Source organism: Comamonas aquatica, assembly GCF_018064205.1.
GTDB classification, from domain to species: Bacteria; Pseudomonadota; Gammaproteobacteria; order Burkholderiales; family Burkholderiaceae_C; genus Comamonas; species Comamonas aquatica.
Map to the genome: position 1 here is coordinate 2,557,382 of NZ_CP072916.1, position 12,648 is coordinate 2,570,029.

The window sequence follows — 12,648 nt, forward strand, 5'->3', positions numbered from 1 at the left end:
GGCAAGGACAAGGCTGTTTGGCAGCGCCTATGGCGGATGTTGGCGCCGGCAACACATGGGCTGCAGGCGCCTGCAAGGCACTGGGCATGAGGTCCTGTGGCCAGCGTCTAGGCTCCGTCGCTTCCATTTTGCACAGGCACACTGCAGGCCTGGTCTACCAGCGCACTGGGCCTGTGCAGCTCAAAGCCCTCATCCAGCCAGCCGGTCACCCCGCCGGCCATCAGTTTCACGGGCCGACCCAGCCTTGCCAGACGCAGCGCCCCGCGTGCTGCGCCATTGCAATGCGGACCGGCGCAGTAGGTCACAAACAGCGTGTCCGCCGGCCAAGCGGTCAACTTGCTGGCAACGATCTTGCCGTGTGGCAGGTTGATGGCACCTGGCACATGGCCCTGAGCGAACAACTGCGGCGAGCGCACGTCGAGCAGCACGAAATCCGGACCCTTGGAGAGCCCATCATGCACATCCCAACAATCCGTTTCGAAACGGAATGCGGCGGCAAAATGCGCCTCGGCGTCGGCAGCGGGTGCGGCAGGAATCGCGGTCACATGGGTGCAAGGGGAAGTCATGGCAATTCAGATGGTGTGGTGGGGAATGCCGCTGATCTTGTCGGTGCTTGCTCTGCCTCACAATTGGCACCAATGACATCCATCGACCAAATTACGCCAATCCCTTCCACCACCTCCGGTCCCCTGGTGGTGGCGCCGATCTACGATGGCCTGTGTACCTTTGAGTTCTCCATCGTGGCCGAGATTTTTGGCCTGTCGCGACCGGAAATGGGCCCCCACTGGTACCGCTTTGCCAGTGCCGCGGTGGAACCCGGCTGGCTGCGCGCCCATGGTGGCCTGCGCGTCATGGCCGATGGTCCCGCCGATTTGCTGGAGCAGGCCGATCTGATTGTGGTGGCCGGCTGGAAAGGTGCGCATGTGCCGGTCCCCGAGGCACTGGCGCAACGCCTGCGCCAGGCCTGGGAGCGCGGCGCCCGCCTCGCGTCGATCTGCTCCGGGGCCTTCGTGCTGGCTGCCACAGGGCTGCTGGACGGGCGGCGTGCCGCCACGCACTGGCGATACGCTGAGGTGCTTCGCCAGCGGCATCCGGCGATCCAGGTCGATGCCGATGTGCTGTATGCCGAGGAAGACCGCATCCTGACATCCGCCGGCAGCGCTGCCGGCATCGACCTGATGCTGCACCTGGTGCGCAAGGATTTTGGAGTCAAGGCCGCGAACAGCGTGGCCCGGCGCTTGGTGATGCCGCCCCATCGCAGCGGTGGCCAGGCCCAGTTCATCGAGCGGCCGGTGCAGCCGGACCGCCTGCATCGGCTCTCGGACGTGCTGGAGCGCATGCGGACGGAGCTGCACAGCGACTGGACGGTGGAGCGCATGGCCCAGAGCGTGCTCATGAGCCCCCGGACCTTTCTGCGTCGCTTCATCGAGGCCACGGGTGTCCCGCCGGGGCAATGGCTGATCGCCGAGCGGGTCGCAGAGGCCCAGCGCCTGCTCGAGAGCAGCGCAATGCCGGTCGAGGACATCGCCGCCCGGGTGGGGTTTGGCAGCGTGCAGGTCCTGCGGCATCACTTTCGCGCCAGACTGGGACTGGCGCCAAGGGACTATCGCAGCATGTTCTCCGCCGCCCCCATGCGCTCTGGCAAGGCTGCAGTTCAGCCGAAGACATGATGTTGATGGAGACCGCCCACAAACCATGGTGGGCTGCGGGCGGCCAGCGTTGATTCAGGCTGGGCTGGGTTGCGTCCCCAAGCCCTGCGCGTTGATGTCCATCTTGCAGTGGCACGCCACCTGCGGGCTGTGCCCCCCCCAAGGCCGAGCCTCAGCCAGCCAGGCGAAGCGGCTCAGGGGCAGACAGTCAGCTGCCCACAGCGTCTTTGACGCATTTCTTGGTGAAGCTGGACTTGGCAGCGCCCGCCAGCTTCTTGTCGGCGGCAGTCACCTCACAGGCCGCTTTGGCGTCTTTTTCACACTTTTTGAGGAAAGCGGTCTTTGCCGCGCCGGCAAGCTTTTTCTCCGTGGCGACCGCGGTGCAGGACTGATCGGATGAAGCCCAAGTGATGCCAGAGAACAAAGTGGCAAGGGCAAACACAAGGACAGAGGCTTTGCGCATAAGGTGCTCCTGATTCAATGGGGGGATGGCTACAGGATTGGGGCTGCAGCCATTACAGCTTATACGCGGAAGCATGGCGGTGATGTGAAGGCGACAGTTTTTAAATGCCCAACGATCGCCAAAGGCTTGCGGTACTGGACTTGGATAGCTACGGGAGCATCTCTGCCCATCCTTGGCTGCGACCGATAGGTCGGCATACGGACGCCAGCAGCAGCCAGCGCTGCTCTACCAAATACGGCGCCATCACAGCACGATGGACGCCAATCGATCGTAGGCAAGACTAGGTAGCTGGCAGCTACCGGCCAGAAGCGGTAATCAAGTGCCGCCCGATGAGTGACGGTTCTAGGCTGATTCAGGTCCTTGTGCTCACAAATGCCAATGACTGCTGATGCTCAGGGCCGCCACTGAACTAAGGCTTCTTCAGCTGCCTGTTCATCGCTCGAAAGCTTGTCGATTCAACCCTGTCATATCAGGCCTCTTCAGTTCGATGTGACTCCAAGCCTTAGATTCCGCACGTTTTGATACGAGAGATGCGCCTTGTGAACGCTCTACTCCTCACGACACTGGTTTGGCGGGGGTATTACCACGCGCACAAGTGAAATCTAGCAATTTGTGTAGAATGCCGCGAAATTTAGGTCTGACTTTGGTAGTTAGCTATCCTTTTGGAAGCTGTATTTATCTTGTTGCTTATGCAGACTCGTGCACCCACGACGCTGGGTATTGACTTTGTGACTTCCAACACAGCAATGCTGTGGTGCATTCGCACCCATGTTGCACGCCTATTGCTGTTGCACGCCTATTGCCACTGCAAGGCAAGCTGGCGCACTCCCGCTAACTGCGCCCCCCGACTGCGCACGATGGGTCTGCGGTGATCCTGCCGTTGAGGTAGGTGAAATCATTCGCACACGGCTTTCCCTCTGCAGCCGACTCCCCTCCAAAGCACCTGTTGGCATCCCATTGCTGCTATAGCGCGATGCATGGCGGCATGTCTGCGCAACGCCTTGGCTGCGTTCGCATGCCAACGCGCATGGAGGGTCTGCCAGCCTGTCGTGCACGCTCTAGCCCCACATTCCCCACGATTCCAAGATCGCCAGCCTGCGCGCGACACGGTGCCCGTGTTGTGTGCTTTGCTGCCCTTGAATGCCCGCGGTGATTGCGGCTGCGGCTACCTGTGAGCAGTCCGTCGAAGTCGCATCAATATGGTGATGCAACTCCATCTCAGCCATTATATTTATTTAAAAATAATGATGACAGGATTTATTTCATGCCTGAATTTTTATTGATGGCTTTGAAACTATGTGAAAAATTCAGATTTTTCATCAATTATCTTCATTTTTAACGGTTTTAAATAAATAAACCGTCTGACAGATCAAACACGCCAAGTCCACGATATCAATATCAAAGACTTAATTTTTAAACCATATCATGGATGGTAACTCGATATGACCCTTGCACCAGTAGAAACAACTTCTCGATCCACCAACGAATATTATTTGGCGCGCCAAAACCAGATGGAGTCGAATGTGCGTAGTTATCCACGCAAACTGCCGCTGGCTATTGCCAAAGCCCACGGCTGCTGGGTGACGGACGTAGAGGGTACAGAGTATCTGGACTGCTTGGCAGGCGCGGGGACTCTGGCCTTGGGGCACAACCATCCCGCAGTGATTGAAAGCATTCAAACCACGCTGGCCAGCGGGTTGCCCTTGCATACGCTGGATTTGACGACGCCCCTCAAAGACGCGTTCACCGAAGCCTTGCTGGAACAATTGCCCGGCGGCAAAGACGCATATTGCCTGCAGTTTTGTGGCCCATCGGGTGCGGATGGAACTGAAGCCGCCATCAAACTGGCCAAGACCTTTACCGGCCGCAGCTCGGTGATTAGCTTTTCCGGCGGTTACCACGGCATGACGCATGGCGCTTTGGCCATGACGGGCAATCTGTCTGCCAAAAATGCGGTGCATGGCTTGATGCCCGGCGTGCAATTCATGCCTTACCCCCATGAATACCGCTGCCCACTGGGTATTGGCGGTGAAGCAGGCGTCGATGCCTTGACCTATTACTTCGAAAACTTTATCGAAGACGTAGAAAGCGGCGTGACCAAGCCTGCGGCAGTAATTTTGGAAGCCATCCAAGGCGAAGGCGGTGTGGTGGTTGCGCCCACCAAGTGGCTGAAAAAAATCCGCGAAGTGACCGAAAAGCACGGCATCGTATTGATCTTGGACGAGGTGCAAGCAGGCTTTGCACGCTCGGGCAAGATGTTTGCGTTTGAGCATGCCGGCATTGAGCCTGACGTCATCGTCATGTCCAAAGCCGTGGGTGGTAGCTTGCCACTGGCGGTGCTGGGCATTAAGCGCAAGTTCGATGCATGGCAGCCTGCAGGCCACACCGGCACGTTCCGTGGCAACCAGATGGCCATGGGCACGGGCATTGCCACATTGAAGGCCATTCGTGATCAAAACCTGGCCCAAAACGCCCAAGAGCGTGGCGATTTCCTGCAAGCCGAACTGAAGAAAATGGCGACGGAATTCCCCTGCATTGGGAATGTGCGTGGTCGTGGCCTCATGCTGGGCATTGAAATTGTGGACGAGAGCCAGTCCCCAGACCATATGGGTTCCTTGCCTGCCGATGCCAAGCTGGCAGCGGCCATTCAAACGGCGTGCTTTAACAACCAGTTGCTGCTGGAAAAGGGCGGGCGCAATGGCACGGTGATTCGTTTGCTGTGCCCATTGATCATTACGCAGGCCGAGTGCGAAGAGGTCCTGGTGCGCTTCAAGCGTGCATTGGCTGAAGCGCTGGTTGCGGTACGGGGCGCATAAGCATGGTGGATTTTTCTGAACACCGCCAAGCACTGCTGTGCAACGATGCCGCATCGATTGCCGACTACACACAGGCCATGGCGCAAGCCACTGAGGCCGTGGCTGCCTGGCTGCAAAACGACAAGATGTACACGGGCGGCAGCATCAAGGAACTGCGCAGCACGATTGCATTCACCCCCTCGAAAGAGGGCATGGGCGTGCAACCAGCGCTGCAGCGCATGGTCGAGCTTTTCTTAAACAAGAGCCTGAAAGTGCACCACCCGCACTCGCTCGCGCATTTGCACTGCCCGACGATGGTGGCCAGCCAGATTGCCGAGGTGCTGATCAACGCCACCAACCAGTCCATGGACTCGTGGGACCAAAGCCCGGCGGGTTCGTTGATGGAAGTGCAGCTCATCAACTGGCTGCGTGGGAAAGTGGGCTATGGCGCAGGCAATGCCGGTGTCTTTACCTCGGGCGGCACCCAGTCCAACCTGATGGGCGTGCTGCTGGCGCGCGATGCGTGCATTGCCAAGCACTGGAAAGACGAGAACGGCCAGCCATGGTCCGTACAGCGCGATGGCATTCCGGCGGATGCCATGCGCAACGTCAAAGTCATCTGTTCGGAGAACGCGCACTTTTCGGTGCAAAAGAACATGGCCATGATGGGCATGGGCTTTCAGTCCGTGGTGACCGTGCCGGTGGATGCCGATGCACGCATGGACATGCAAGCGTTGGCGCACACCATGGCGCGCTTGCAAGCTGAAGGCAAGATGGTGGCGTGTGTGGTGGCTACGGCGGGAACGACCGATGCAGGCGCCATTGACCCGCTGCCGCAAGTGCGTGCCATCAGCGCGCAATATGGCGCGTGGATGCACGTGGATGCTGCTTGGGGCGGTGCATTGATTCTGTCGCAGCACCACCGCGACATGCTGGTGGGCATGGAGCTGGCCGACTCGATCACGCTGGACTTTCACAAGCACTTCTTCCAAAGCATCTCGTGTGGTGCGTTTTTGCTCAAAGACGAGGCGAACTACCGCTTCATGCACTACGAGGCGGAGTATTTGAATTCTGCTTACGACGAAGAGCATGGCGTGCCGAATCTGGTGTCCAAATCGCTGCAAACCACGCGCCGCTTTGATGCGCTGAAGTTGTGGATGACGATTGAGGCTTTGGGTGAAGAACTCTATGGCTCCATGATTGACCACGGCGTGACGCTGACGCGTGCGGTGGCTGATCACATCAAGACTACCGATGGTTTGGAACTGCTGGTGGCGCCGCAGTTTGCATCCGTCTTGTTCCGCGTGGTGCCCCAAGGCTACCCCGCCGAACTGCTGGATACCCTGAACCAGAACGTCGCCGACGAATTGTTTGCACGCGGTGAGGCCAATATCGGCGTGACCAAAGTGGGGCAAGTGCAATCGTTGAAGATGACCACCTTGAGCCCGATTGCCACGCTGGAAAACGTTCAGCAGTTGCTGGCACAGGTACTCCGTGAGGCCGATCGCATAAAAAAACCTATTGCTGATGGGACTTATCAACCAGCAATCGACTAATTGATAATAAAAAAAGGGCTCTGCGGAGCTCTTTTTAAAAAGGTGCATAATAATATTTACAAAGCAATTTATCAAGATTTTATATTCTATTAATTCTTTCCTGCAATATTATCTATAACACCCATCCATTTGCCTAAATAGATAGCAGGCGATTTTTAAATAGGTCGTTAGCCTGCCCCCTAACTGCTGCAAAGAAGATCTAAGAATGCAAGCCGGCTGTGGTCGCTCTGAATCGACCAGCTAGCCCCAGATACACTCCGACGCGTACAACTCTCTCATCACTTGCTTCGAAAGCCTGCATCTCGGAAAAACGCAGCCATTCACATCACGCATTCGATGGGCCGTAATCGCTTGTGGATTCAACTGGTCAATGCAACACAATGACCGCCTCTGGCGGAAGGAGTGTTGGCATGAAGCGAAGACCGCGGATTTACTACACCGAAGCTCAGAAGGCCCTGATGTGGGACCGCTGGAAAGCTGGTGATACCTTGCACGAGATCGGCAAGCTGTTTGATCGACCGCACACATCCATCCACACCATCCTGAGTGCAACGGGTGGCATCCGGCCGCCTGCAAGGCGCCGATCTCACTTGACTCTGTCTCTGGCCGAGCGCGAGGAGATATCACGCAGCCTGGCCGCAGGTGAGTCCATCCGCGGTGTAGCCAAACGCTTGAAACGAGCAGCGTCCACCATCAGCCGTGAACTCCTGCGTAACGGCGGCAAGACTTGCTACCGAGCTACAAAAGCAGACGAGGCGGCCTGGGAGCGAGCACGCCGCCCAAAGACGTGCAAGTTGGCCTGCAACCCTGAGCTGGCGCAAATAGTGGCGGGTAAATTGCAGAGTCAGTGGTCGCCCGAGCAAATAGCAGGGTGGCTCAAACGAACTTACCCGGGCGCAAAGGATTTGCAGGTGTCTCACGAAGCCATCTACCGCACGCTCTTTGTTCAAACACGCGGGGCTTTAAAGAAAGAGCTTCTGGAGCACCTGCGGCGTACCCGGGGGATGCGTCGCTCACGCCACTACACGCAGAAAACACCCATCCATGGGCGTATCGTCGATGCAGTGCCCATCAGCGAGCGTCCAGCCTGCATTCAGGATCGGGCAGTTCCAGGCCACTGGGAAGGCGACCTGTTGTTCGGCGATGCCTACAGCCAGATTGCGACGCTGGTCGAGCGACACACGCGCTACGTGATGCTGGTCAAGCTGGTGGACAAAGACTCCTACACCGTCGCTGCGGCGCTGGCCAGGCATGCACAGATCTTGCCACAAGAGCTCTATCGCTCCTTGACCTGGGATCGAGGATCGGAGATGGCGGGGCACAAGCGCTTCACGGTGGCCACCGACATCCAGGTCTACTTCTGCGATCCGCAAAATCCATGGCAGCGCGGAACGAACGAGAACACCAATGGGTTACTCAGGCAGTATCTGCCCAAGGGCCTCGACATCTCGGGCTACTCACAAGATGAGTTGGATGCGATTGCCCGAAAGCTAAATGAGCGGCCCAGGAAAACCTTAGGGTACAGAACCCCGGCTGAGATGTTTAACGAGTGCGTTGCATCGACCGGTTGAATCCACACTTGCACATCAGACATTGCCGGTGGAGGCTCGAACAACAGCAACAGGTCGTTAGAACGTGTTTACGATCCTTCTATGACTCGACAATAGCCGAGTGAAGAGAAAGCCCTACGCCAGCGACGTCAGCAGAGAGAAGTTTGCGCAGATCGAGCCGCTGCTGCGCAGCGTGCGGCGCACCACGAAGCCGGTGACGGTGGACTTGTATGAAGTATTTTGCGCAGTGCTTTACCTGCTGCGCACAGGCTGTCAGTGGCGCTTCCTGCCACCGGAGTTTCCCAAGTGGCAAAGCGTGTACGCCTACTGGCGCAAGTGGAGTGAGCCTGACCAGCACGGTGTGAGCGTGCTGGAGCAGGCTTTAAAAAAAACAGGTTGGCGCGGCCCGCGAGAAACTGGTGCGCAACGCATGCAGCGCGTTCTTGATCGTGGACGCGCAGAGCGTGAAGAACACGGACACGGCGGCCCTGAAGGGCTATGACGCAGGCAAGAAGGTCTCGGGCATCAAGCGCCACATCGCGGTGGATGCCCAGGGCTTGCCGCATGCCATAGCGGTGACCACGGCTGAGGTGACGGATCGCAAAGGGGCACTGCAGGCGCTCAAGCGCTGCAAGCCCAACCTGGGCCGAGTGCAAAGTGTGCTGTGCGACAGCGGCTACACCGGCAAGCCTTTTGAGCAGGGTGTGCAGGAGATTGTGGGCGAGCACGTGACGGTGCAGATCGCCAAGAGGAGTGAGCTGCACACCTTCAAGTCATGCCCAAGCGCTGGATCGTCGAGCGCAGCTTTGCGTGGCTGGACAAGAACAGGAGGCTATGGAAGAACTGCGAGCGGCTCTTGAACACCAGCCTGCAGTTCGTCCACTTGGCTTTCCTGGCCCTACTGCTCAGGAGATCGTAAACACGCTCTTATAGAGGCGGTTTTGCGTCTGTGCGTTTTCTCACGTTACAGATGTAATTGCGCCTGCGCGCCGCTCCCTGCCTATTGCGCCTCCACCAGCGCCAGCAAGCCATCCAGATTGCTGAGGAAAATGCTGCGTCCCTGGCGCTGCAGCAGCCCCAGGCGCATCAGGCGCGACATCTCGCGGGCCACCTCTTCCCGGGTGGTGCCCAGGTAGGCCGCCAAGCTGGCCTGGGTGGGGCTGGGGGACAGCAGCACCTGGTTGCCCTCCACGCCCTGGCGCTGCGCCAGGGCCAGCAGGCGCATGTGCAGGCGACTGCGGACATTCAGCGTCCCCATCTCGACCACACGGGCCACCAGCTGCCACAGCAGGTCGGTGACGTTCTGCAGGATACCCAGCACCATGGCGCTGTCGTGGTACAGCCATTCCTGCACGATCTGCCCCTCCATCACCGCCAGCAGCGTCGGCTGGGTGGCCTCCATGCGCACACCCTGGGGCATGGCCTTGCAGGACAGCGCATTGCCGAACATTTGCCCGGGCAGCAGCTCGCCCAGCAGCAATTCCCGGCCCTGCACATTCGCACAGCACACCTGCACCTGGCCGGACAGCAGCAGGTGGATGCGCGTGTCGCTGAAGGGGCAAGGTACAGGCTCTCCAGCGGCCAACACGCGCCACTGCACGCGGTCGGCCAGCCAGCGCAGGCGCTCGACGTCCAGGTGCGCCAGGGCAGGCATGGTTCGCAACAATTGCCAGGAAGCCGTGTGGGTGTCCGTGTGCATCATCAACCTTGTCAAAAACCATCGGCCTCGCGCACCGCCGGCGTGGCCTGCAGTGGCAGGGGCCGCATCGGCCGGCCGTAGATGCGGGCCACCCGCAGCTCCAGGGGCGGATGGGCGTCCAGCCAGTGTTCCAGCCGGCTGCTGTCGGGGGTCTCGGCCAGCAGCATGTGCTGCACCAGCGGATGGTGCAGCCCGCTATGGCTGTGGTGGTCGGCCCGCCAGCCACCGCGGTGGCGCGCGGCCTCCTGGCGCTGCGTCATCACCTTGCGCAGCACACCGCCCAGGGCGTCGCGGCTGCGCGTCCATTGCACGGCGCGGGCATCGGCCAGCAATTCGCGCTGGCGCGAAACCGCAGCCTTCAGCAGGCGCCCACTGCACCAGCCCACAAAACCCGCGGCCATGACCGCATTGCCAAACCACCAGGCCAGGCCGCCGCGCTCGCGCAGGGTTTCGCCAAAGTGGTAGACCAGCTCCAGCCCGCTGACCATGCCGGCCAGCTGCATGTTGAGCCGGGTGTCGCCCTCCTTGAGGTGCGAGAGTTCGTGCGCCACCAGCCCCTGCATTTCATCGCGCGTCAGGTAGTCCAGCGCCCCCTGCGTGACGGCGATCACGGCATCGTCCGGCTCCCAGCCGGCCGCAAAGGCATTGATGGCATCGGCACGCGCCAGCACCACCACCTGGGGCGGCAGCATCTGCGCGGCCACGCACAGCTCCTGCACGATGTTGCACAACTGCTGCTCGGCCGGGGTGCTGCCCGGCCGGGCCTCGCGCGCCCCGATGCGCTGCGCCAGCTGGCGCCCCCCGGCGCTGAGCTGTTCGTGCGTCAGCCACCAGCCGCCGAGGATGAGAAACAGGGTCACCCCCACATTCACGGCCACAAAGCCCTTGGGATAGTCCAGGTGCGCAAACAGCAGCCGCCAGGCCAGCGCCAGGCCACCATGCACGGCCGCCAGCGCGGCCAGCACGCACAGGCCGAACAGCAGCACCAGCCAGCGCGTGGTGCGCCGGGCATCGCTTTGCCAGTCCCAGAAACGCATGGGGCTGCCGGGGCTCAGAACCGCACCTGGGGCGTGGCGCGCTCCTGCGCATTGGCCGTGGACTGCAGCATGTCCAGGTGCATGAAGCCCAACAGGCGGGCCCAGAGCAGGTCCGGAAACTGGCTGGCCCGGTCATTGAATTCCATGACCTGGTCGTTGTAGGCCTGGCGGGCGAAGCCGATGCGGTTCTCGGTGCTGGCGATTTCTTCGGCCAGGCGCTGCATCTGGGCATCGGCCTTGAGCGCGGGGTAGGCCTCCATCACCGCCATCAGCCGCCCCAGGTTGCCCCCCAGCACCTGTTCGGCCGCCGACAGGGCGGCCAGGGCCTGGCCGTCTCGCGCACGATGGCGCACGGCATCGCTGGCCGCCACCGCCTGGCTGCGCGCGCGCCACGGCTTCCAGGGTGGAGGCTTCGTGCTGCAGGTAGCCCCGCGCCACCTCCACCAGGTTGGGAATCAGGTCATAGCGCCGTTTGAGCTGGACGTCGATCTGCGACCAGGCGTTGTCCACACGGTTGCGCAGCTGGCGCAGGCGGTTGTAGACCGCGATGCCCCACAGCGCCAGCACGGCCACGATGGCCAGCAAGACCCACAGTGTCGTCATTGGCAGCTCCCTCTCACGGTTGGTTGGTGCCAGCTATCTTAGTGGAGCGGTGGGCCCGCACCTGGATTGCTTCTGCGGCACCGCGACCGGCCCGCGGCGGTGCCAGCACGCGCCCGGGGAGAGCGGATGCGGAGCCCACCGCCGGTGAAGCGCCCAGTCCGCACCCGGCCGTGACCGGGCACCCGTGGTACAGCCCTGGCACACCCGCAGGCCGCCAGGGACCGACTCACACGCCCTTATTGCGCATCCAGTCGGCCGTCTGCATGAAGCTGCTCTGGAGCCGCACGCGCAGGGCCTCGGGCACCTCGGTCTCCTGCATGGCCTGGTCCATGCACGCCACCCACTGGTCGCGCTCCAGGATGCCGATGGCGAACGGCATGTGGCGCATGCGCAGGCGCGGGTGACCGAAGCGCTCCACATAGTGGTCGGGGCCGCCCAGCCAGCCGCACAGGAACCAGAACAGCTTCTGGCGCGCATCCTCCAGCGTGCTGCCGTGCGAGGCGCGCAGCTCGGCGTAGCCGGGCTCCAGGTCCATCAGGTCGTAGAAACGATCCACCAGGCGGCGCACAGGGGCTTCCCCGCCAATCCATTCAAACGGTGTGTCGTACGGGGGCTTTTCTTCTATCTGCATGGCACGGACCCAGAAATACAAACCAGCCTGCAGGGCAGGCATCCATGCCTGGGAGTGTGCCAGCTGTGACGCGCCAGGGGGGATCAGGGGTTAAGCCTCGGCCCTGCACTTGTGTCCTGCTGGCAGCGTGCCAGGGGCGCCGCATGGCACGCACCGCTACGCAGCCGCGCCTGCGGCGCTAGCCCTTGGCCTCCAGCTTGGTCTGGCACTGGATGCAGCGTTTGGCCGAAGGGAAGGCCTGCAGGCGGGGCACGGCGATCGCCTTGCCGCAGACCACGCATTCGCCATAGCTGCCATCGTCCAGCCGCTGCAAGGCGGCGCGCACGTCCTGCAGCTCCTGCTGGTCGCGCACGGCTTCGGCGTAGCGCACCTCGCGGTCGGCCGTTTCGTGGGTCTGGTTGGCGTCGGGCTCCGGCGGCATGTCCTCCGCGTCCTCAGCCTGCTGTTCCTGTTCCTGGTGCGCGGCCGCCAGCTCCTGCCGCAACTGCTGTTCACGCTGCTGCAGGAGGTGGCGAAACGTCTGGAGTTGGGTGTGTGTGAGTGCAGTCATGCAGCCATGATTGCCAAGCGGCGTCCGCCCCCCGGGTCAGCGCGCAGCGCATCCGCACGTCAGCCAGAACGGCGGGGCCGCTGCACGGCGGCAGCGCACCCGCCTCTTCAAAGAT

At 61.1% G+C, this 12,648-nt stretch carries 10 protein-coding genes and 2 pseudogenes; 5 read left to right on the forward strand and 7 right to left on the reverse strand.

Annotation, left to right across the window (positions count from 1 at the left end):
• Nucleotides 1–107: 107 nt before the first annotated feature.
• Nucleotides 108–566 carry a rhodanese-like domain-containing protein gene (locus KAQ61_RS12100; RefSeq protein ID WP_154164698.1) on the reverse strand — a complete coding sequence of 153 codons (459 nt, stop codon included), beginning with the start codon at nucleotides 564–566 and terminating at the stop codon, nucleotides 108–110.
• 72 nt (nucleotides 567–638) lie between these two features.
• Here KAQ61_RS12100 and ftrA point away from each other — a divergent pair, with 72 nt between their 5' ends.
• Nucleotides 639–1,670 carry a transcriptional regulator FtrA gene (ftrA, locus tag KAQ61_RS12105; protein WP_244982884.1) on the forward strand — a complete coding sequence of 344 codons (1,032 nt, stop codon included), beginning with the start codon at nucleotides 639–641 and terminating at the stop codon, nucleotides 1,668–1,670.
• A 187-nt stretch (nucleotides 1,671–1,857) separates the two neighbouring features.
• Here ftrA and KAQ61_RS12110 read toward each other — a convergent pair whose 3' ends face one another.
• Entirely contained in the window at nucleotides 1,858–2,112 is a 255-nt protein-coding gene (locus tag KAQ61_RS12110; RefSeq protein WP_042417370.1) for a hypothetical protein, read from the reverse strand.
• A gap of 1,442 nt (nucleotides 2,113–3,554) precedes the next feature.
• Between KAQ61_RS12110 and KAQ61_RS12115 the strand changes: the two genes are divergently transcribed.
• The 4 genes and pseudogenes from KAQ61_RS12115 (at nucleotide 3,555) to KAQ61_RS12130 (ending at nucleotide 8,932) form a co-directional block, all read left to right on the forward strand.
• The gene (locus KAQ61_RS12115) at nucleotides 3,555–4,928 is read left to right on the forward strand and encodes a diaminobutyrate--2-oxoglutarate transaminase (RefSeq protein WP_210929316.1); all 1,374 of its coding nucleotides are present in this window, start codon (nucleotides 3,555–3,557) and stop codon (nucleotides 4,926–4,928) included.
• A 2-nt stretch (nucleotides 4,929–4,930) separates the two neighbouring features.
• Nucleotides 4,931–6,463 (forward strand): pyridoxal phosphate-dependent decarboxylase family protein, encoded by a 1,533-nt coding sequence (locus tag KAQ61_RS12120; protein WP_210929317.1) that lies wholly within the window; start codon nucleotides 4,931–4,933, stop codon nucleotides 6,461–6,463.
• 410 nt (nucleotides 6,464–6,873) lie between these two features.
• The gene (locus KAQ61_RS12125; protein WP_210929318.1) at nucleotides 6,874–8,034 is read left to right on the forward strand and encodes an IS30 family transposase; all 1,161 of its coding nucleotides are present in this window, start codon (nucleotides 6,874–6,876) and stop codon (nucleotides 8,032–8,034) included.
• 100 nt (nucleotides 8,035–8,134) lie between these two features.
• A pseudogene (locus KAQ61_RS12130) lies at nucleotides 8,135–8,932 on the forward strand (IS5 family transposase).
• Between the two features lie 81 nt (nucleotides 8,933–9,013).
• On the opposite strand, the gene KAQ61_RS12135 reads toward KAQ61_RS12130, so the two are convergent.
• The 5 genes and pseudogenes from KAQ61_RS12135 to KAQ61_RS12155 form a co-directional block, all read right to left on the reverse strand.
• Complete coding sequence (locus KAQ61_RS12135; protein WP_210929319.1) at nucleotides 9,014–9,712, reverse strand: Crp/Fnr family transcriptional regulator; 699 nt, start codon at nucleotides 9,710–9,712, stop codon at nucleotides 9,014–9,016.
• 11 nt (nucleotides 9,713–9,723) lie between these two features.
• Entirely contained in the window at nucleotides 9,724–10,749 is a 1,026-nt protein-coding gene (locus tag KAQ61_RS12140) for a M48 family metalloprotease (protein WP_210929320.1), read from the reverse strand.
• Between the two features lie 14 nt (nucleotides 10,750–10,763).
• Nucleotides 10,764–11,352: pseudogene (locus KAQ61_RS12145) on the reverse strand (LemA family protein).
• 226 nt (nucleotides 11,353–11,578) lie between these two features.
• The gene (locus KAQ61_RS12150; RefSeq protein ID WP_183302035.1) at nucleotides 11,579–11,983 is read right to left on the reverse strand and encodes a group II truncated hemoglobin; all 405 of its coding nucleotides are present in this window, start codon (nucleotides 11,981–11,983) and stop codon (nucleotides 11,579–11,581) included.
• Nucleotides 11,984–12,161: 178 nt separating this feature from the next.
• Nucleotides 12,162–12,533, reverse strand: a complete 372-nt coding sequence (locus KAQ61_RS12155) for a TraR/DksA family transcriptional regulator (protein WP_043384161.1) — start codon at nucleotides 12,531–12,533, stop codon at nucleotides 12,162–12,164.
• Nucleotides 12,534–12,648: the final 115 nt, after the last annotated feature.

Coding starts and splice junctions, on each gene's coding strand:
- KAQ61_RS12100 (WP_154164698.1), bottom strand. CDS start 566: ATGACTTCCCCTTGCACCCATGTGACCGCGATTCCTGCCGCACCCGCT.
- ftrA (WP_244982884.1), top strand. CDS start 639: ATGACATCCATCGACCAAATTACGCCAATCCCTTCCACCACCTCCGGT.
- KAQ61_RS12110 (WP_042417370.1), bottom strand. CDS start 2,112: ATGCGCAAAGCCTCTGTCCTTGTGTTTGCCCTTGCCACTTTGTTCTCT.
- KAQ61_RS12115 (WP_210929316.1), top strand. CDS start 3,555: ATGACCCTTGCACCAGTAGAAACAACTTCTCGATCCACCAACGAATAT.
- KAQ61_RS12120 (WP_210929317.1), top strand. CDS start 4,931: ATGGTGGATTTTTCTGAACACCGCCAAGCACTGCTGTGCAACGATGCC.
- KAQ61_RS12125 (WP_210929318.1), top strand. CDS start 6,874: ATGAAGCGAAGACCGCGGATTTACTACACCGAAGCTCAGAAGGCCCTG.
- KAQ61_RS12135 (WP_210929319.1), bottom strand. CDS start 9,712: ATGCACACGGACACCCACACGGCTTCCTGGCAATTGTTGCGAACCATG.
- KAQ61_RS12140 (WP_210929320.1), bottom strand. CDS start 10,749: ATGCGTTTCTGGGACTGGCAAAGCGATGCCCGGCGCACCACGCGCTGG.
- KAQ61_RS12150 (WP_183302035.1), bottom strand. CDS start 11,983: ATGCAGATAGAAGAAAAGCCCCCGTACGACACACCGTTTGAATGGATT.
- KAQ61_RS12155 (WP_043384161.1), bottom strand. CDS start 12,533: ATGACTGCACTCACACACACCCAACTCCAGACGTTTCGCCACCTCCTG.